Origin of the sequence: Thalassotalea sp. PS06 (assembly GCF_007197775.1) — a bacterium.
In the GTDB taxonomy this organism is placed as follows: Bacteria; Pseudomonadota; Gammaproteobacteria; order Enterobacterales; family Alteromonadaceae; genus Thalassotalea_A.
Map to the genome: position 1 here is coordinate 2,680,814 of NZ_CP041638.1, position 19,127 is coordinate 2,699,940.

General features: G+C 37.2%; 17 protein-coding genes. All 17 read right to left on the minus strand.

The window, feature by feature from the left end; genetic code table 11:
• The 17 genes from FNC98_RS11875 to rfaH all read right to left on the minus strand — a co-directional run bounded on the left by FNC98_RS11875 (position 1) and on the right by rfaH (position 18,748).
• Positions 1-1,464, minus strand: a complete 1,464-nt coding sequence (locus FNC98_RS11875; RefSeq protein ID WP_143581443.1) for a phosphomannomutase CpsG — start codon at positions 1,462-1,464, stop codon at positions 1-3.
• A complete protein-coding gene (locus FNC98_RS11880; protein ID WP_143581444.1) occupies positions 1,457-1,810 on the minus strand; it encodes a four helix bundle protein in 354 nt (117 codons plus the stop codon). Before FNC98_RS11880 ends, FNC98_RS11875 begins: the two co-directional genes overlap by 8 nt.
• Positions 1,811-2,087: 277 nt before the next feature.
• Positions 2,088-3,563 carry a mannose-1-phosphate guanylyltransferase/mannose-6-phosphate isomerase gene (locus FNC98_RS11885; protein ID WP_143581445.1) on the minus strand — a complete coding sequence of 492 codons (1,476 nt, stop codon included), beginning with the start codon at positions 3,561-3,563 and terminating at the stop codon, positions 2,088-2,090.
• A gap of 33 nt (positions 3,564-3,596) precedes the next feature.
• On the minus strand, positions 3,597-4,250 hold the full coding sequence (gene udk / locus FNC98_RS11890; protein WP_185967952.1) for a uridine kinase: 654 nt from the start codon (positions 4,248-4,250) through the stop codon (positions 3,597-3,599).
• Complete coding sequence (locus tag FNC98_RS11895) at positions 4,225-4,929, minus strand: WecB/TagA/CpsF family glycosyltransferase (RefSeq protein WP_185967953.1); 705 nt, start codon at positions 4,927-4,929, stop codon at positions 4,225-4,227. The genes udk and FNC98_RS11895 overlap by 26 nt, the downstream gene beginning before the upstream one ends.
• Before the next feature lie 37 nt (positions 4,930-4,966).
• Complete coding sequence (locus FNC98_RS11900; RefSeq protein ID WP_185967954.1) at positions 4,967-5,728, minus strand: glycosyltransferase; 762 nt, start codon at positions 5,726-5,728, stop codon at positions 4,967-4,969.
• On the minus strand, positions 5,689-6,054 hold the full coding sequence (locus tag FNC98_RS11905) for a hypothetical protein (protein ID WP_143581449.1): 366 nt from the start codon (positions 6,052-6,054) through the stop codon (positions 5,689-5,691). Before FNC98_RS11905 ends, FNC98_RS11900 begins: the two co-directional genes overlap by 40 nt.
• Before the next feature lie 113 nt (positions 6,055-6,167).
• A complete protein-coding gene (locus FNC98_RS11910; RefSeq protein WP_143581450.1) occupies positions 6,168-7,127 on the minus strand; it encodes a hypothetical protein in 960 nt (319 codons plus the stop codon).
• The gene (locus FNC98_RS11915) at positions 7,120-8,322 is read right to left on the minus strand and encodes an alkaline phosphatase family protein (protein ID WP_185967955.1); all 1,203 of its coding nucleotides are present in this window, start codon (positions 8,320-8,322) and stop codon (positions 7,120-7,122) included. Before FNC98_RS11915 ends, FNC98_RS11910 begins: the two co-directional genes overlap by 8 nt.
• Positions 8,322-9,467, minus strand: coding sequence for an O-antigen ligase (locus FNC98_RS11920; RefSeq protein WP_185967956.1), 1,146 nt, complete (start codon positions 9,465-9,467; stop codon positions 8,322-8,324). Before FNC98_RS11920 ends, FNC98_RS11915 begins: the two co-directional genes overlap by 1 nt.
• Positions 9,468-9,525: 58 nt before the next feature.
• Entirely contained in the window at positions 9,526-10,395 is an 870-nt protein-coding gene (locus FNC98_RS11925; protein ID WP_143581453.1) for a glycosyltransferase, read from the minus strand.
• Positions 10,388-11,320 carry a glycosyl transferase gene (locus tag FNC98_RS11930; protein ID WP_143581454.1) on the minus strand — a complete coding sequence of 311 codons (933 nt, stop codon included), beginning with the start codon at positions 11,318-11,320 and terminating at the stop codon, positions 10,388-10,390. The genes FNC98_RS11925 and FNC98_RS11930 overlap by 8 nt, the downstream gene beginning before the upstream one ends.
• A gap of 13 nt (positions 11,321-11,333) precedes the next feature.
• Complete coding sequence (locus FNC98_RS11935; protein ID WP_143581455.1) at positions 11,334-12,038, minus strand: sulfotransferase family 2 domain-containing protein; 705 nt, start codon at positions 12,036-12,038, stop codon at positions 11,334-11,336.
• A gap of 35 nt (positions 12,039-12,073) precedes the next feature.
• Positions 12,074-12,898, minus strand: coding sequence for a sulfotransferase domain-containing protein (locus FNC98_RS11940; RefSeq protein WP_143581456.1), 825 nt, complete (start codon positions 12,896-12,898; stop codon positions 12,074-12,076).
• 1 nt (position 12,899) lies between these two features.
• Positions 12,900-14,258 carry a flippase gene (locus FNC98_RS11945; protein ID WP_143581457.1) on the minus strand — a complete coding sequence of 453 codons (1,359 nt, stop codon included), beginning with the start codon at positions 14,256-14,258 and terminating at the stop codon, positions 12,900-12,902.
• Between the two features lie 832 nt (positions 14,259-15,090).
• Complete coding sequence (locus tag FNC98_RS11950) at positions 15,091-17,427, minus strand: polysaccharide biosynthesis tyrosine autokinase (RefSeq protein ID WP_143581458.1); 2,337 nt, start codon at positions 17,425-17,427, stop codon at positions 15,091-15,093.
• A 784-nt stretch (positions 17,428-18,211) separates the two neighbouring features.
• Entirely contained in the window at positions 18,212-18,748 is a 537-nt protein-coding gene (rfaH, locus tag FNC98_RS11955) for a transcription/translation regulatory transformer protein RfaH (protein WP_143581459.1), read from the minus strand.
• Between the last annotated feature and the right edge of the window lie 379 nt (positions 18,749-19,127).

A 19,127-nucleotide genomic window follows, 5' to 3' on the forward strand; every position in this document is an offset into this window, starting at 1 on the left:
CTATGCTCTTAAAAGCTCAAGAATTTGCTGCTTTTTGTTCTGCATTAAGGTTACATCACCCTTTGATTCAACGTTTAAACGCACCACTGGCTCTGTATTTGATGATCGTAGGTTAAACCGCCATTCAGTTTCACCTACTTTAAAAGCCATTGAGATCCCGTCAGTTTCGTCCACCAAGACTGCGTCCGGTTCATACTCAGCTCGCACTCGTTGAATCGCTTGCTTAGGACTTTCCAGTTTAGAGTTAATCTCACCCGAAGATGGATAGGCAGCAATACGCTCAGAAATTAGCGATGACAGAGCAACGCCTTTTACCGACAATAGCTCTGCAACCAACAGCCAGGGGATCATCCCCGAATCGCAATAGCCAAAATCTCTAAAATAATGATGAGCGCTCATTTCACCACCATATATTGCATTTTCCGAGCGCATGCGTTCCTTGATAAAGGCGTGTCCAGTTTTACTCTGAATCGCTTCTCCACCTGCAGTTTCCACCAAATCAATGGTATTCCAGGTTAACCTTGGGTCGTGAATGATTTTCTCTTTGACGCCTTGATTCCTTGATTCCTGTTGGAGGAATGCTTCGGCAAGGAGGCCAACAATATAGTAGCCTTCAATGAACTCTCCCTCCTCATCGAAAAGAAAACAGCGATCAAAGTCTCCATCCCATGCAATGCCCATATCCGCACCATGTTCGATAACAGCTTTAGCGGTATCTTCACGACATTCCGGTAGCAATGGATTAGGAATACCATTCGGAAATTTCCCATCCGGCTTGTGGTGGACCTTGATAAATTCGATGCTTGCTCCAGCGCTATTTAGCGCATTTTCTATAGCATCCAGTGCAGGCCCGGCAGCACCATTTCCCGAATTTACAACCAGCTTTAACGGCTTAAGCTTTTTCGGATCGATGAACTCCAGCATATGCTGCGCATATTCCGCTTTTAAGTTACGAGTGATATATTTACCACGAATGTCAGCAGAAGGACCTTTCATCTCACCACTCACCACTTTTTCTGCGGTTTGTTGGATCGCGCGCAAACCGCTATCCCCTGATATCGGCTTAGAGTCTTCCCTTACGAATTTCATCCCATTGTAATCTAAAGGATTATGGGATGCGGTAACTTCAATTCCACCATCAACCCCTAGATGCCTGGTAGCAAAATAGATTTCTTCCGTACCTGTCATTCCGAGATCGATGACATCGACCCCCTGGTCTTGCAGCCCTTTTGCCAATGCCAGTTTAAGTATCTCTGAAGTCAGTCGAATATCACCACCAACCACCACAGTTTTTGGTTTAATTTCAAGAGCAAAGGCACGACCGATCGCGTAAGCGATGTCTTCATTTAATTCTTCGCCCAACTTTCCGCGTATGTCGTATGCTTTGAAACAAGTAAGGGAAGTAGGTGTCAAGGAGTCAAGAGGCTTATCTGCCTTCAAGGTGTCAAGTGTGTTGTCATTCATTGAAATTTTCTTTTCTATATTTAATCAGGCCAGTTATCATTTTTGAAATTTCGATACTCTCATCAATCCAACGCTGGCCAACACTTGAATCGATATAATCTATTTCAATACCTAAATAAATTTGGGTTCGCAGTTCGCCGCATGAACCTCGGGAATACATCAAAAAACGAATCAATTCTTTCGTTGATTGTCTTTCATGACCTTCGGCAATATTCGAAGGTATGGATAAACTAGAGCGTGTGATCTGATCTTTGAAACCATAATCAGGACATGATTTGAAATGCAGGTATACTTCTTTTGAAAGCGCTAAGGAGCGCTGCCACACGTTTAACTGTTCAAACTTCATGGTTCCTCCATGAACCAAGCCAAGTAACAATAGACTAAAAGTTTAGCTTTCTTAGTCTGATAAAGTAACAGTATTCGTGTTGCCGGGCTCTAAACCGCAGCCTTTGAGTAAATAACAGTTAAAATTACAAAGTCTCCGGACCTTATGCCTTGACACCTTGATTCCTTGAACCTCAGCCCTTGATTCCTTGAACCTCAGTCCTTGATTCCTTGAACCACAGTCCTTAATCCTTGATTCCTTGAACCAAAGGTCCTCGCTCCTTTAACGTTCCTCGCGCCTATACGCGCCCGTAACGATCCTCAAACCTTACAATATCATCTTCGCCGAGATAGCTTCCGCTTTGAACTTCAATTAATTCTAAAGGTAAAACTCCAGGGTTTTCCAATGCGTGAACGACGCCGGCAGGAATATAAGTCGACTGATTTTCAGTTAGCAGGAATACTTCATCACCATTAGTAACTTTTGCGGTACCAGATACAACTATCCAATGTTCGGCACGATGATGATGCATTTGTATCGATAATTTTTCACCAGGCTTTACCGTGATGCGTTTTACCTGATCGCGAGAACCAAAATCAATGGAATCATAATGTCCCCAAGGACGATAGACCTGACGGTGCAAATCCGCTTCGGTTCTGCCCTTTAGGTTAATCAGTTCAACGATTTTTTTAACATCCTGAACTTTACTTTTATCCGCAACTAAAACCGCATCTTTGGTTTGCACGACTACGGTATTCTCCAAACCTACCGTTGCAACCAATTTATTTTCAGCAATAACAAGGTTGTTTTTAGACTCATGACCTAATACGTCACCTTGGTGAACATTGCCGTTCTCATCTTTATCAGACATATCCCAAATCGCAGAGAAACTACCAATGTCATTCCAAGCTGCATCAAGTGGCACTAAAACCGCTGAATCGGAGCCCTCAGCCGCACAAAGAGGTTCCATAACGGCATAGTCTACGGATTCATCTGGACATGATTCAAAAGCACTTTTATCGACACGGATAAAGTCCATATCACTAGACGTATCTTTCAGAGATTCTTCACAAGCTTCTAGAATATCTGGTCGAAACTTTCCTAACTCCTCAATATAACGACTTGCCTTAAACATGAACATACCGCTATTCCACAGATACTCGCCGGAAGCTAGATATGTCTCAGCAGTTGCCAAATCAGGTTTTTCAACAAAGCAATCGACAGAAAAGGCGTCAAGGGCATTAGCTTCAAGGCTATTGGTCAAGGTAGAGTCAGAGTCTTCCACCTCACCACTTACCACTTCCCCCTTCCTTATGTATCCATACCCAGTTTCAGCATGAGTAGGTACGATACCAAAAGTAACAAGCTTCCCTGTTTCGGCCTGTTCCAAACCAATATTTACGACAGTTTGAAACTTATTAATATCGCCGATTACATGATCTGCTGCCAGAACCAACAACACAGGATCGTTACCTTGCTTTATCTCCGACAATGCAGCCAAAGCGATGGCGGGAGCTGTGTTTCGGCCTACTGGTTCAAGAACGATTTGCCCTAACTGATCAATTTCACGTAACTGCTCCGCGACAATAAATCTATGTTCTTCATTACAAATGGTAATTGGTTCAAACGCAACTAAACCATCCAGACGCTTTACGGTCTCCTGAACCATAGTAAAGTCGGAAGCAATTTTTAAAAATTGCTTTGGAAAAAGTTTACGACTCATTGGCCACAAGCGGCTACCATTGCCACCTGCCATAATTACGGGTTTAATCATAATAACTCTTATTACTTTTTATTTTGGATAAGATTAACTCACAAATGCATCGGTTAATATGCTAGAAGTTAATAACCTAACAATGTTGTTATGAGATTTGGAGGTATCTATGCGTACATCTGCTTCTTGCCTAGTTGGTAAGATGAACTCAAAAAGTGCATTTCTAACTGTATGTCGATATTGATTTGATATAGATTGGATATCGCGCCCTCGCGCTTTTAAATCTCTTTCAATTCTCCGGAGAAGGCAAATATCAATTGGTGTATCTATAAATATGTTTAAAGAAAATTTTGTTTTAAGGTGCTCATTCGTTAATAAAAACAACCCTTCAACAATAACAATTTTTGTTGGGTCAATATATTTAAATGTATCCAATTTGGAATGACTACTAAAGCAGTACTCATTAATTTTAATGGAAAGTTTTTTTTCCAATTGTTCCAAGTCACTTAACAACTTATCATGTTCTATAGACAATGGATTATCAAAATTATAAGAACCGACTTGCACTGGCTCTAAATCTTTGAGGCACTTGTAATATTCATCCTCGCTAATTACGCTTGCAGTACCAATTCCCCAATAACTATTGATACTATCACACAATTTCCTTGCAAAAGTAGATTTCCCTGAGCCAGAGGCCCCGGTAACACTAATAAACTTCACTTTATCTATACTTTCGTAATTTTCCATTTTGAAAATCATCAATAATCAGTTTTGTTAATGGTATAAAAGATTTTAAATATCTACCCAGTAATCTTTTGGGCTGAGATAACATTCTATAAAGCCACTCCAAATGAAGTAATTGTACAATTTGGGGAGCCCTTTTTTGCCTTCCCACGAGAAAGTCAATTGAAGCTCCAACACAAAGCGCGAAACCTCGAAAATGGGTTTCCTTTAATTTCATGGCTAAAACTTCTTGTCTTGGCGAGCCTACGGCAAGAAAAACAATATCTGGATTTTCATTTTCAATTGCGTTAATGCATTTTTCTACTTCGTTATCTATTTCGATAAAACCAAAAGGAGGAGAATATAAACTTATATGTTTTACATTAAATAAGTTGTAAAGTGTTTCGACATCATCATTTTGCCCACCAATAACCATGACTCGTTTTTTAGACAAGCTATTTTCAAATAAAAGCTTAGTTAAGTCACTACCAGGAATTACATGTTTGATAGGATGCTTGTATAGTTTTGAGACCAATTTCAAAATTCTACTATCACATACGACGTAATCGGCGCCATCATATGCCCTGTGAAACTGAGAATTCGTACCTCCCTTTATCCTTAACACGTGGTCAACGTTAGGCGTTACAAGATAGTTGTATTTTTGATGTTCATGATTTTCAATTAAATTTACCAGATTATTCATGTTGTGTTGTTGGTGGAGCTTTAGCCCAAATATCTGATTACGCTGCGTGGAATTCATCATAAATACTACTTACCCTCTTTGTCATGGCTGTACTAGAAAACTCATTTTCAAATTTGTTCCTAGAACACATCCCTAAATTTTCTCGAAGTAGTTCGTCATCGTGCATTCTAATAATAGCTTTAGATAAGGAATCAATAGAGGAGTGCTCAACAATTAAAGCTGAAACATTATTCTGAAGAGTCTCAGATACACCTTCAACATTCGTACAAATTATAGGCATCCCAACAGACATTGCTTCCAACAAAACCATTGGCAGCCCTTCACCAGGCAAACTTGGAAGAATGAATAAATCATTTTTCAACATCTCTTCTTGGACACTATCTCGAAACCCTAGTAAATTAACTTGTATATTGGAGCTCCTGCATTCATTTAGAACCTCTTTTCTATACGATTCTTCTACAAATCTACCAACTAGATTTAGATTACAATTTACATTACTCTTTTTGATTGCTTTAACTAAGTTAAGAATACCTTTTCGCTCTCTGAAAAGCCCAACACAACAAATATTAAAATTATTATTAGTTACTGAATAATTTCTACTTAGATTTAACTTATATTCAGGAACACCATTATTAACTTGGATTAGCTTATCACTGTTGAAAAAGGGTTTTGCATAATCAAATATTGATGACGATACACAGATTACTCTGTCACAAAAAAATCCTGAGAAAACCTCTGAAGCAACATTTAAATAATTTTTTATGCGAGAATTGCCGCATCGAATGGTCGGGCTATGCAAGTGATAAATAAGTTTTTATCACTAAAGGCTGTACATAATACTCCCACCAGCAATGACCGTGGAGTATGACAGTGAATTATCTGAGTATTACTAAGTCGAACATATTTTCTAATTTTTATTAGATTTTTAAAGTCAAAGAGGCCTTTCAAACCAAACGGAACAATATTATCTTTATCACCTTTAAAATTCTTCATAAAATGCCCATTTTTCAACGTGATGAATTTCAATAAATAATCGTAGTTAGTTAACTCCAAAGAGAGAAGCTCTTGAACTTTTTCCGCCCCTCCATAAAAATCCCCGTTTACTATGTGAACTACCTTACGCACAAAATACTCTCCAATATAATATAGGACTCACACTCCTTCCAATTACAAGCTTTTCTTTGCCACTTCTACTTACATTCAATAAGTTCTCTACCAAGCAGATGTATGCCAACAGCTCAAAACTCTGCTTTTTTTAATCGGTAATATAGGATTCGGGATAACTTTTTTTCTTGTAGCCTGAATATAATCGATCGCAAAATTACAAAAAAATCCATAAAACGATTGTGAAACATAACTCTTCTAGCTTTATGATGTTCCGCCAAAATCACTCTATAATTTTTATAAAACGTATCTTTATTGACATTTAAAATTAGAATTATCGCATTTTTAATATCTTCTACAAAACTTTCAGAACTTCCATTAAAAAACACTCCCGAATTGTCTAACCTTACTCGGTAAGCACTTAAAATATTGGGAATATTTAAGTTAGAGGAAATATTGTCATTCTTTAGTTGTTCCCAGCATTTTGCCCTATTCCGATAACCACTAACATACATTCCCTTCGATATTAGAAAGGCATCCCCAACAGCCAAGTAACACTTAGTAACCCATCTATATTGTTGTTCATTTAACGAAGAAAGTTCGCTTAAGTCTTCAAAATACTGTAAAGATTCACCATACCGATTCAGAACTAATTTCACAGCCTCCCATAGATCTATATTACGAGAATCTAAAAACTCTCCTGGGGGATGGGCTTCCTCTTTCATAAAAATCCATTTTGCGGAATTATAAATATCAAACATTAATAGATTAACATGAGACTTAATTCTTGAGCCATTTTGTACTGTGCCCAACTCATAGCGGTTTTTACTAACGCAAAACAGCTCGATATCAAAAGAAAATTTTTTTCTTAACTTCTTCTCTATGCTTTTTATTTTCCTGAACTGCTTAAAACTACTTATATAAACCCCAATCTCGATATCACTTATTAACTTTCTTTCTTGTGTATATAACAACTCGTCTAACGCTGCTGAACCAGCGTAAAATAACCCAATTACAGTGTTTAGGCTATACAACTCTTGGGTAAGCAGAAGAGCAACCTCTTTTGGAGGGGGCCCGACCGTATACTTATTCATCTAACAAACTCTTTCCATCCATGAAGCCAGGCACTTTAATACCAACATAGTTTAAAACCGTAGGAGTTATATCCACTAAACGACAGTTATCTAAATCTAAATTTAAATTAGATATAATTACGCCATCACACTCTGGATAATTAGGGTTATAACCATGCATTGAGTTATTTCCTTTTGACCACCCCCAAATTGTTTTAGTAAATATCGAACCTGGTAATAAAGCGATAATTAAATTGCCATATTTTTCATCAGTTTGGTACAAGTTATGATCTTTTAACTTCTGTTCGTCTAAAACTTCAAATAAACCTGCCAAGTGTTTATTAAATACCGAAAGGATCTCTTGCTCTTCTTCTTTGGATTTGACCCAGAAACGCGCAAAAGTGCCATCGATAACGTGATCATAACGGGTCAACGATAGGTTTTCTTGCTTGAAAACACTATAAAGGTCTACTCTTTCTTTTACTGTTATGTGTCCGTGGTCGCTCCACACGATAAGGTCCACCGAGCCTACGGTCGATACTAACTCTTCGTATTTATTTTTTAGAAGTGCATCAAGTGCACGAAGCTTTCTCTTCGCCTCCGAAGATTCTTGCGTGTACTTATGTGAAAAATGGTCTACATCACCTAAAAACCAGTAAGTTACATCTTCTTTTCGATGCTCACTAAAACGATTTAAAATCTCACTTTCTTCCTTGAAACTCTTGTCCATACCAACAACGGTGTAAGAAACCGTATTCTTTCGAAAATAGTCAAATAAGCTGGGAACTAAAGTTAGATAGTCAGGTTCGTCATAATTACGTTTTTCAATAACATCTAACATAGAAATCATTTTATTATTTACATGAACAAACCTCGGTATTCCAAAAAACGATGTATTAAATCGCCCAACAGTCATCGATACCAGTTTATGTATCAAAAGTTTATAGATTAAAAAACTAGAAAAGAACCTATTATTGAAAGAATTAAATATCGAAAATGGTCCTCCAAACTTATTTTTAAACCACACAAACCACAAGCCATGATCTTTTGTATGCACCCCAGAATACATGCTCCCATGACAAGCTATACTGTAACCATATTCGCCCTTAATTCTGCCCTTCGTTCGAAATGAATTTAAGAAAGGCATTTCAGATAAACTCTCTGGCTTTAACCCGTCTAAAAATATTAGAAGTAGTTGTTTGTTTTTTTGAACCACTATAATTTCCTACTCAAAATTTTATGTTGAAAATCGTAAAAACTAGATATTACGACAATTCCCCAAAATACAATCTGAAAATTGGTATCTGAATAAATATTGTCTGTTATTGACATAACAACGAAAGCTGCCGACAAACTTCCCCCTAAAAACCTAGCTATCATTATTTTACCCGAGCAAACTCTTTTCGTTAAACACCTAAAAATAAGAATGAAAGCGGGCGCGAAATAAAAAATCAAGCCAAAAACTCCAGCGTTAATAAACACTCTTAGGTAATCATTATGTGGCTCGCTAACATAGGCTATATTCAATTTCTGAGTTATATAATAGGTCGAAGCATCGCTCCCAGCCCCAAATAAGTAATCCTTCAATTCCACCATTGAAAATAGACGATGCCATAAATCTAGCCTCCACATTATTGAGCGAATTCCCTTGCCTGAAGATATTACTTCCTCGTAGAAAAGAGAAGAGGCCATAATCACTACTATTAGTGCTATGACCCAAAGGATTATATTTTTTTTCCCATATTTAAATGTGAGATAGAACAAAACAATCGAGGCAATACCGACGTAAGCAACTCTAGCCTTGGTTAAAACTACAGCGAATAGTAATGCCCCAATCGCTATATAGAAAAATTTCCTTTGCGGCTTAACAAACAGGGCATAACTAAACAACAAAGAAAAAATCGCAACCAAGTACACACCGAACGCATTTGGATGAACAAAAATCGACCTAATTGCATGCGAACTAACATCGGTTCCACCTCTAGTTTCGTAAAAATTGTAATAGTCTCCAACAGCCAATTGAAAAAAACCAAAACCTAAAGGAATAAGAGAGCCTAGAAAAGTAATTTTAGCTAGCGAGAAAGATTGATAGTTAGTAATAAAATTGATGGCTAAAACTTGAAAAGAGAGAATTGAAAACAATCTTACATATTCACTAAAACTAACATTTAGTCCTAAGTTCAATATATCGCCGACAACACTGATCAAAATAAAGTAAAGATATGCTCGAGAACAACGAAATTTTTGATCTTTAATGATGAGATAAACACACAATACCGATGCCGATAATGCGATAAATCCATTCATCAGATAGGAGTAATCACCGAGTAGCCCTGTTGAAGGCCGCATTAAAATTAACATTAAAAACGCTGTCGATGTAAACCCGTATGTTGTAATTTTTAGCATTGTCTAAGGGCGACTAATTATGGTTACTTAAATTCAGGCTTTGGGCTAACTTCTTTACTTCTCGTAAACTCATTTTCAATACTGGCCAAAAGGGCCCGCCTTTCAACAACTTTAGGTATTCATGCATAGAAATCTGCATGTTATATTCCATTTTCCAAAGAGTTTTTATCAGTTCTATTTCATTGTTATTAATACTATGTTTATCTTTTACAATACTCAGCCCCCTAACTCTTCGCTCGAAATTACTTATTCGAGAAAACCCATGATCAAAATCTTTAACTTGTGTTCTATGCCTAAATCGCTTTGCTAACCCTTTTGCTTTTATCAACCTAATCCATAATTCCCAATCTTGAAGAGCAGGTAAGCGTTCGTCAAATAGCTCGGACTTTAAGCGAGAAGCCTTAGTAAACACTTGATTTCCAACGCAATTAAACTTGATCAAATCTTTATGACCAAAAATCAAATCTTTATTTAATTTTGAGAAAAGTGCATAGAAGACACTATCTAAACGTTTTTCAAAAATTGACTTCGTACAAATGAATGAATACTTATCTTCCCATTTACTTACTAGAAACTCTATTCTATCTTCGGTAAAATAATCATCATCATCTAACCCAGTAATAAAAAAACCACTAGCTTTATTAATAGCTAAGTTTCTAGCGACACAAGCCCCTTTAGGTTTATCATACTTCAAATAAATCAAATTAGGATATCGAATTAAATAATTATCCATTAACTTATCTGTTTCTGGATCTAGTCCGTCGGAGACAACGATTAATTCTATATCTTTATAACTCTGCTTCAACACGGACTCGATAGCTCGTTTTAGCAGTTTCGGCCTTCTGTGTGTAGGTATGTATACCGTTACTTTGTTTTTATTCATTATTATTTATAAAGGTGTTGTAATTATTCTTTATTCGAAAATAATCAAAAATATTAACTAACTGGAGATCATTTCCACTCTCGAAGTAATTCTCGTTTTTTAAACCAATATCTTGCACCGATTCTACAGATATAAACCTTGTTCTAAAATCTCTATCGTCCTTTACTTTCTTGCATGGTATATTATGCTTCAAGCAAAACGCTTTAAACCAAATATCATCGGCATTAGGGCAAAGTTCCAGTACCATTTCAATATTAATATCAGAAGGGTCGATTACCCCTCTAGGAACAAAAGTTCCCCCTCCCGTCGTAATAAACGTGGTCCTATCCACTTCATGCGACGATGACTCCATACCCCAGTGCCTATAAGGTTTGATATTACCTTGACTATCGAACGTAACTTTATGAGCTCTATGTCCCACAATAACACCTGGGAACTTTTCATGTTCAATTAATAGCAATTCAATTAGATCATGAGGGTACAAAATATCATCATCTATAAGAATCAAATTGGAATCAGGAAACGACTGAAGAGAGGGTATCAATTTTTTATATGATCTAAGGTTTTTACAAAACCTTATTTCAAGCCCCCTTTCAACTTGCTTTCGAATCAATATTGGTAATTGTTCAAACGTAAATTCTTCCTCATCTAACCAAAGTACTACCCTATGAGGCTTTATGGTCTGTTCTGATATCGATTCGATAGTTAAATGCACTTCATGAATACGTTTACTGTAAGTAGTAAGACTTACTACAGTGGGGGTTTCACTATCACTTAAATCACGTGTTATCATACCTTTTGAATTTAACGTCGAATTCAATAAGTGATTTGCCCTAATTTTTAGTTCAAAAGTTCTTTCTATTCGCTCTGCAGTATTTACGGAAGCAATAAACTTCTGGCAAAAGTTGATCAATTTTTTAAACACGATAAGTTATCCTTTAAATTTTATCATATCCAAAAAGGTCAAAATCCTTAGAATATAAATAATTAATTTTTTCAACCACCTGTCTATTTTTGTAATATGACAAATAATGTTCCCTGACAACTTTATTCTCACACTTCAAAGGAACATTAAGTTTCAACACTTGAGAAATATGCGAATACGATTCTTCTATATTTTCAAAATAAAAAATCTCATCGACTTGACACTCTAATTTATGATCATAAATAAATAGGTATTGAGGTTTAAATAATTTATGAAGTTGTATTTGTTCTTTATCTAAATAATCCAACACAAACATTTCAAATGTAGGATAATGCTTATTTATAAGTTCTTTAAAATATAAACCGCCAATTTGATTACCACCTCTCTTTAAATATTCGTAAGTTGAAACTGCCCTATCGTAAGGATTTCTAACGAATGTAAACTTAAAGAATTCGCTGTACTTTATAACATCACTCCTAGAGTATTCGTGAAAACTACAGTGGTCTCGATTTACTTTTTTGCCTTGTAAAGCATTAAGTATGCTAGTACCTGCTGTTTTAGGTATATGAATAAAAATACATTCATATTTCTTTGTATATGCTCGGTATGGATAATCAGATTGCCACTTTATTTTTAAATCACGAACGATTGAGAAAGGTGATACTAATGAAAGTGATCTAAAATATCTCCTAAAAATTGAATTATTTCGACGAATCATTTAAAACCTTTAAATATTGGAGATGTGATGGACCATTACTTCAAATAGGGACTTAACCAAGGGAAAGAACGTCCGGTTAGAGTTTCTAAGCTTTGAAATTTTCCTTTATAAAATTCTAGGAGATACGCTCTATCTTGATCTAGCATTTTGAATGTCTTATTGGAGTTATACTTCTCATTGAGGTTAAGTTTCTTGGTATCGATAGTTATCCCAAGGAAGTCAAATACCTCTTTAATCTTCAACTCATTTTTCAAGTCGGATATATCTAAAAATAACAGTTGTTCCTCATTGAACAGTTTTTTATACCTGATTATTTGTTCTTCATATAATCCACGAGCTTTATACGAAAAGTACTTGTATTCGTAGAAGAAAGGAGACTCATGGTGGACCTGGTAGCGTTCACTTTCCGTGCGAATAGCTCGACTAAAATCAAGAGGATCGTACGCTGAAGTTTTGTTAGTAAAATTCTGGTGATTATATTGTGAAAAAGCTCTATCAATAGGATCTCTTAATAAAATGACTAGTTTTGCTTCCGGATGATGTTGGGCTAAATGCTCTGGAACTTTATGATGGAACAAATAATCTGGGGTTGCTTCACCTGAAACACTATTTCTGCCTTTCCAAAAAGGGAATGCTGACCTGTAATAGCCCTTACCACGGGAGTAATTTTCTGTGTAAAAATATAATTCTTTTTGTCTAGGAGGTTTAAAATTAACTCCGGCTTGCTCAATGTATTTGAACAAAGAAGTGGTTCCTGCTTTTTGAGCTCCTAGAATGAAAAAATCGGGGTCGCTCCCTAACTTTAAAAAGCTTTTTACCTTACGAAATAACAATTTTTGTACCTTAGAGGGAGTATTCATTTTAAATTAACCTTCTGGGCCTATATCCAATAAAAATATTGAATCTTTTATAAATTACAACTGTTGAAATAACATTCCAAAATATAGTACTAACTAAACTTGCGACGGCGGCCCCTTCTATGCCGTATGGCGGAATCAATAAATAATTTAAAAAAACATTTATTAACGCACCACAACAAACGATAGAATTAAATATCTTTTGGTTACCAGTCATATTTAAAAAATATCCAACAGAACCACAAGTTGAATTTATTAGTTGACTCACGGCAATTATAAGCAAGGCATAATAGCCCGTTACAAACTCTTCACCAAACACACCCAACAAGTATTTTCCAAACAGGAAAAAAGTAATTATTATTGGCAATGTAGTATAAAAAATAAGCTGAGATGACTTTTGCGCTAAAGCTTTCAAATCTTCCAGTCGCGATGAAAAATAGAGTTCTGAGAATTTTGGAGCGACAACCATGTTTATAGATGTTAAAACGAAAGTTAATAACATACCTAACTTCATTACTACCGCATAAATGCCAGCATCTTTGGTTCCTGCCAATGCACCAAGCATTAAAGTATCAGTATTTAAAACTACAACAGACATCCCGTTTGTCATAAACATTGGCCAAGAAATCGAAATTATCTGGATAACTGTGTATGGAGAATTTCCAATGTTCTTTTCGCCATAGTCAGTTTTTTTAGCTAAACTCGTGACGATTAAAATAGAAGTTAAAATAAATCCAAATGCAATAGAACAAAAAAATATATATACAGGATTATTAACGTTCCAAAAAAAACTCGTAACTAAAACTAGTAGAACTAGATTTATTAAAGGCTGAACAGTTTGTATAGCTGCAAATAACTTAACTTCCTTCAAAGCTCGAATGATTGATTGATTTAGATTGAAAAGACTAGATAGCAAAATAAAGAAAATTGCTATATGAAACCATTCAGTTAAAGCTTCTCCGTTAGGTATATAATTAGCAATGAGTTCAATGTTAAACCAAAGTAAAATGGAAACTGCGCTAGAAGCGAAGATAACTATAGCGAATGATTTAAAAATGATTTTCTTTACATCATGTAACGTCCGAGTAGCTAACTGCTCAGGTATCAACCTCAATATTGACGTGCTCAACCCTACCGAAGACAACATTGTTGCGAACGCTAAAAACGACACTATGATCGCAATAATTCCAATTATCTCCGCACCATAGTATCTTGCTATAATAATATTTACTGCAAAGCTAAATGCCAAAGCGAGAATTTTTGAGCCAAAAGTCAAAAAGCTTCCACTCAACAGTTCAGAAAAGTTTTTATCAGAAAGGGTTATTTTAAGATTATGTTGGATTTTTGTTTTTAATGTATCCATCGTATGGTGACTATTTATTCCTAAATGGCAATCTTTATATATCCCTCTTGAATTGACTCATGTCATATTCAAGATATCAACATAACTAATATTTTTACTTTAAATTCTTACCATACTGGTAGGTTCTGCTTTTAATAAACTGATGAAAAATCGAGTAAAACAGTCATAAAAAGGATGATAGCAAAGGCAAAGTATTTATTGGGTTGGTGCGGACAAAATTCAAATCTATTCTGTGTCAATTCGGCTTGCACTTTTTGAAATTTGCCTTTGACCGTTGAGCACTAATTAATTTCTCTTATAAAGATAATGCATTCAGTATTTAATTAATATATCAAGAAATCCCAAACGACGTTTGCCGACGTCTAAAAAAGAAGATCAAGCGATTCTTATAAGCTTTCTCCAGTAAGATGAGTTTTATTTTAAAACAACAGAAGTTGTAGGCAGGTCAAATATTAATTAGCCTCGTACTTTAATACCCTACAGTTGGTTACTTATTAATCTTTAATATTTATCGCACCTTACGACATAATACTGTTTAAATTAAACGTACGACTTTTTGTTAGTTAAAAGTTTAGAGATTAGGCGTAATAATGTAAAATGAGTCGGTAATGGAGATTTTCAGTTAGAAATTCCGGCATTAAATTCTACCGGACAATATTGGGAAGTATCTACTTTTGGTCAGTAGTTTAGTAAGGCTAAAACAGTATTGTTCTTCTACTCGAAAAGTTTAATACAACGTTAGCATAAACCTAGTACTAGTAGTAATTACGTCGTCTTGTAACTATATACAATAAAATCTCTTCCCCTTCCTGAAAACAAAGCAGCAGTATTTCTATTGGGAAATATCGATTGCTTTTTTATATTCGTACTGATAATAACCGTAATCTGAGTAATACGAGCTGGATTTTGCTTCCATCGCATTAAAGATCACGCCTTTGATATCAACGCCATTAAGTTCAAATCGCTCAAGTGCTGCGCCGATTTCTTTTAAGGTGCTTACTTCATAACGGGTAAGCATAAAAGAGGTACCGGCATGGTTGCCCACAACCGCAGGATCGGTTACTGCCATAATTGGTGGTGTATCAATAAGCACCAAGTCGTATTCTTTAGAAGCTCGATGTACGAACTCTTCAAAGTTTTTACCCATTAGTAATTCTGATGGATTAGGCGGGATAGCACCACGAGTGACGATGTCCAGATTTTCTACATCGGTAGACTTAATCACATCCTCAAAAATTGCTTTATTAGAAAGTAAATCGGACAGGCCGGTATCCCATAACAAATCGAACATTTTCTGCAGATAGCCACGGCGCATATCGGCATCGACAATCAACACCTTTTGACCACTTTGAGCGATAACCGTTGCCAGGTTAGCACTGACGAAGGATTTACCTACTTCCGGGCTAGCACCGGAGATCATCACTACGTTGTTTTTCGCTTCAAGCATGGCGAAATGCAAAGATGTGCGGAGGCTTCGGATAGCTTCAACAGCTAAATCTGTAGGATGTTCTTTAGCTAATAGCAACTCATGATCTTTACGACGATTGGTGCCAAAATCGATTTTGCTCTCGGACTTAGCTTTCTTGGAACTAGGTCGATATTTATTTAATTTTGCTTTTAGTTTGCTAACGCGCTCCCGCTTTTTATTAAACGCATCCTGCACTTCACTCACCGGAATAGTGGCATATAGAGTAAGGCCGATATCTTCGAAATCGCGGGGATTGGAAATTGCGCGATTAAATGCCGCTTTTAGCAATACAATAGCCACGGCAAACATACCGCCGAGCATAGTAGCCAGTACAACAATCAATGATTTCTTAGGTTTTACCGGATGCTTGGCAACCTGTGCCTGGTCAACAACGCGAACATTGCCTACCGTGCCTGCTTTGGCAACATTAAGCTGTTGAACATTGTTAAGAAGAGATAAATATATTTGTTGATTGACTTCAACATCGCGGGTTAAGCGAAGAATTTGTTGTTGCGTGGAAGGTAAGTTTTTAACGCTATTGGCCAAGGACTGCTTTTGCGCTAATAAATCTTCTTTTTTCTTAATTAGCGATACATAACTTGGATGTTCTTTCGTATAGCGCTGGGAGATTTCCGTTTCTTTGAACGACAATTCATGGATACGGGTATCGATATCGACAATTTGATTAAGAATTGATTGGGTTTCTAATGAAAGGTCAACAGATTGGTTTTCCAGGCGGAAGTTGTTGAGTAAACCCTCTGCGGTTTCTAACTGCTTTTTAACCTGGGGAAGTTCCTGCTCTAAAAAACGGATGGAGTTTTGCACTTCCGCAGACATGCGCTCAACATTTTGCAGCACATAGGAGTGGGTGATGGCATCAAGGATTAATTCCGTTTTCGCTTTATTGGTACCTTCCATCGTCAGGAATAAGATACCTGAACTCTTGCCCTTTTCCGATACGCTTAAACCTGACTGTAAATCTTTAATGGCATCACTTCGTGCTTGCTTGGTTAGATTAAACTGAGTTCCTTTAAGGGCTAACAAGTCAGTGATAAGCAGACGAATATCGCCGCCGCGTAAGCCCTCACTAACTGCCAGCTGGTTAACGCGCCCTTTTAGCAATACTTTTTCCGCATTATCCGCCAATGATAACTGATACTCACCATCCCCGAGGTTTGTAACAATAAAGCCCTTGCCTTCAAGGTTTCTCGGTACAGAAAAGTTCGCGACATTGATAACTTCGCCGCCCCAGGCGTATTTATCTGACGTTAAATTTGCTAACCAAGGTTGATTGAAATCATCATCAGATATTTTGCTATAACGACGGGCAAAGAACTCGCCAACACTGCCTAAATAGTTCGGTGTTACCACATTGGTCAGTTTTAAATCATCAACCACTTTACCCATTACCATGCGCGATTTTAACAGTTCGATTTCGGTAACCGCTTCACTATCGGTAGCAAACATCTCACCTAGATCATCAAGACCAGGAAGACCTGCGCTCTTTTGCTCAATTTGAATAAGGGCATCAGCTTTGTATACCGGCGTGGCAAGTAACGCATACGCGATACCGATGAAGGTAAAGATGGCGGTTACCGCAACAATGAAGAGTTTTTTCTCCAGCAGTAAGCCAAATAGGCGGGATAAATCAATTTCATCGCTGTCAGAGACAGGTGCTGTTTTATTGGGGGTAGTAGACATAATAGTTTCTTGTTTTTAGGTACACAATCGAGGATTGTTTCGGGTACACAAAATTAAAAATTTTGTTTCGAGTACGTGAAACGAAAAACATGTTTCACTTCGGGTACATGAATCAGAGATTCATTCCGGGTACACAAAATCATTTGATTTTTTTGGGTACATGAATCAGAGATTCATTTCGGGTACACAAAATTAAAAATTTTGTTTCGGGTACGTGAAACGAAAAACATGTTTCACTTCGAGTACATGAATCGGAGATTCATTCCGGGTTAGAGCGCTTTAACTCGAAGAGACGCTGTTTGTCTCGTACCCGGAGTAACGTTGTTTGTTACGTTCTCGGAGCGATGCTGTTTATCGCGTACTCGGCGCAACGCTGTTTGTTGCATACTTTCGCAACGATGGGGTCAGAGCTAAAGATCTGACCCCATGGTTGCGTTTTAGGCACGCTTCCGCCCTTAGGTTTGGCTCCTAAAGGCAAAAAATTCGGTGATTAAAAATTTTGATTCGAAATTTTTAAGAACTTCGAATTTTTTCTAAGTGCGGGGCAAACCGCGCCCCTCCGAGTACGCGAAACGATAAAACTGTTTCGCTTCGGGTACATGAATCGAAGATTCATTCCGGGTACGCTGATAAATCAGCTTCGGGTAAATTGCTTTTGCTCGAAGAGACGTTGTCTGTCTCGTACCCGGAGTAAAAATCTTATTTTTACGTACCCGAAACCGAAATTTACTTTCGGTGTTCTCGAAGCCAATGTTTTTTATTGGCGTACTAGTCGTGGTTCCAATCAATCCTCTTTATCTATGTCCTGATTGGAAACCACGACTTCGTTCTGTTGGCCGAGCATGTTCAATAGAATGATTGAACGTTCGAGGCCATCTGACGATTTATATATTGCGGATAAGCCCTTGAACGGGCCATTGGTGACAATTAGCGCATCACCCCGGTGATAATTTTCTAGGTCAGCTAAGGTTGGTAGCTGGTCTGAATCGCCGGTTATTTCCGTATCTTGTTTTAATTGTTCAATTAACGGTTCGTTTACGGTAGCCATATTGGCACCAAAACGAACAAAATTCGCCACCCCGCGGGTGGAGCGAATTGCATTAAAATTGGCATTCACTGAATCCAGTTTTACGAAAAGGTAGTTTGGAAAAAGAGGTTCAACGGAAACCGACTTAACTCCCTGTCGTTTTTTTACTGCAGAAATCTTGGGATAGAAAACTTCAACCCCCTGACTTACCAGGTTGTCGAACGCTCTACGCTCATCCCTGGGTTTTGAAGTAATTACGTACCACTTCTGTGTCGAATTTACTGCGTTAGACATACTGCACTCAGCAAAAGGCGTGTTGCACACACCCTCATTAATTAACTATTTTTATTGCCGTATTGCCTCTTAGATTTTTCAAGAGGCGACATCGCCTATTTAACCATCAACCATGATGGAAAAACAACCAAAAACAGGTTGGATTCGATGTTTCGACTGTCGTTATAGATTACCGGAAAAAACAGTGGATACAAAGGGGGAAGGGAGAAAAATTTTTGCGCGAAGCGTCACCGAAGGTCAACTTGTTGATTCGGCGACACTTCGCGTGGGTACACAATTGAAAATTGTTCCGGGTACGTGACAATCAACGTCACTGCGGGTACATGAACCAAAAGTTCATTTCGGGTACGCTGCAGAAAAACGCAGCTTCGGGTTAGAG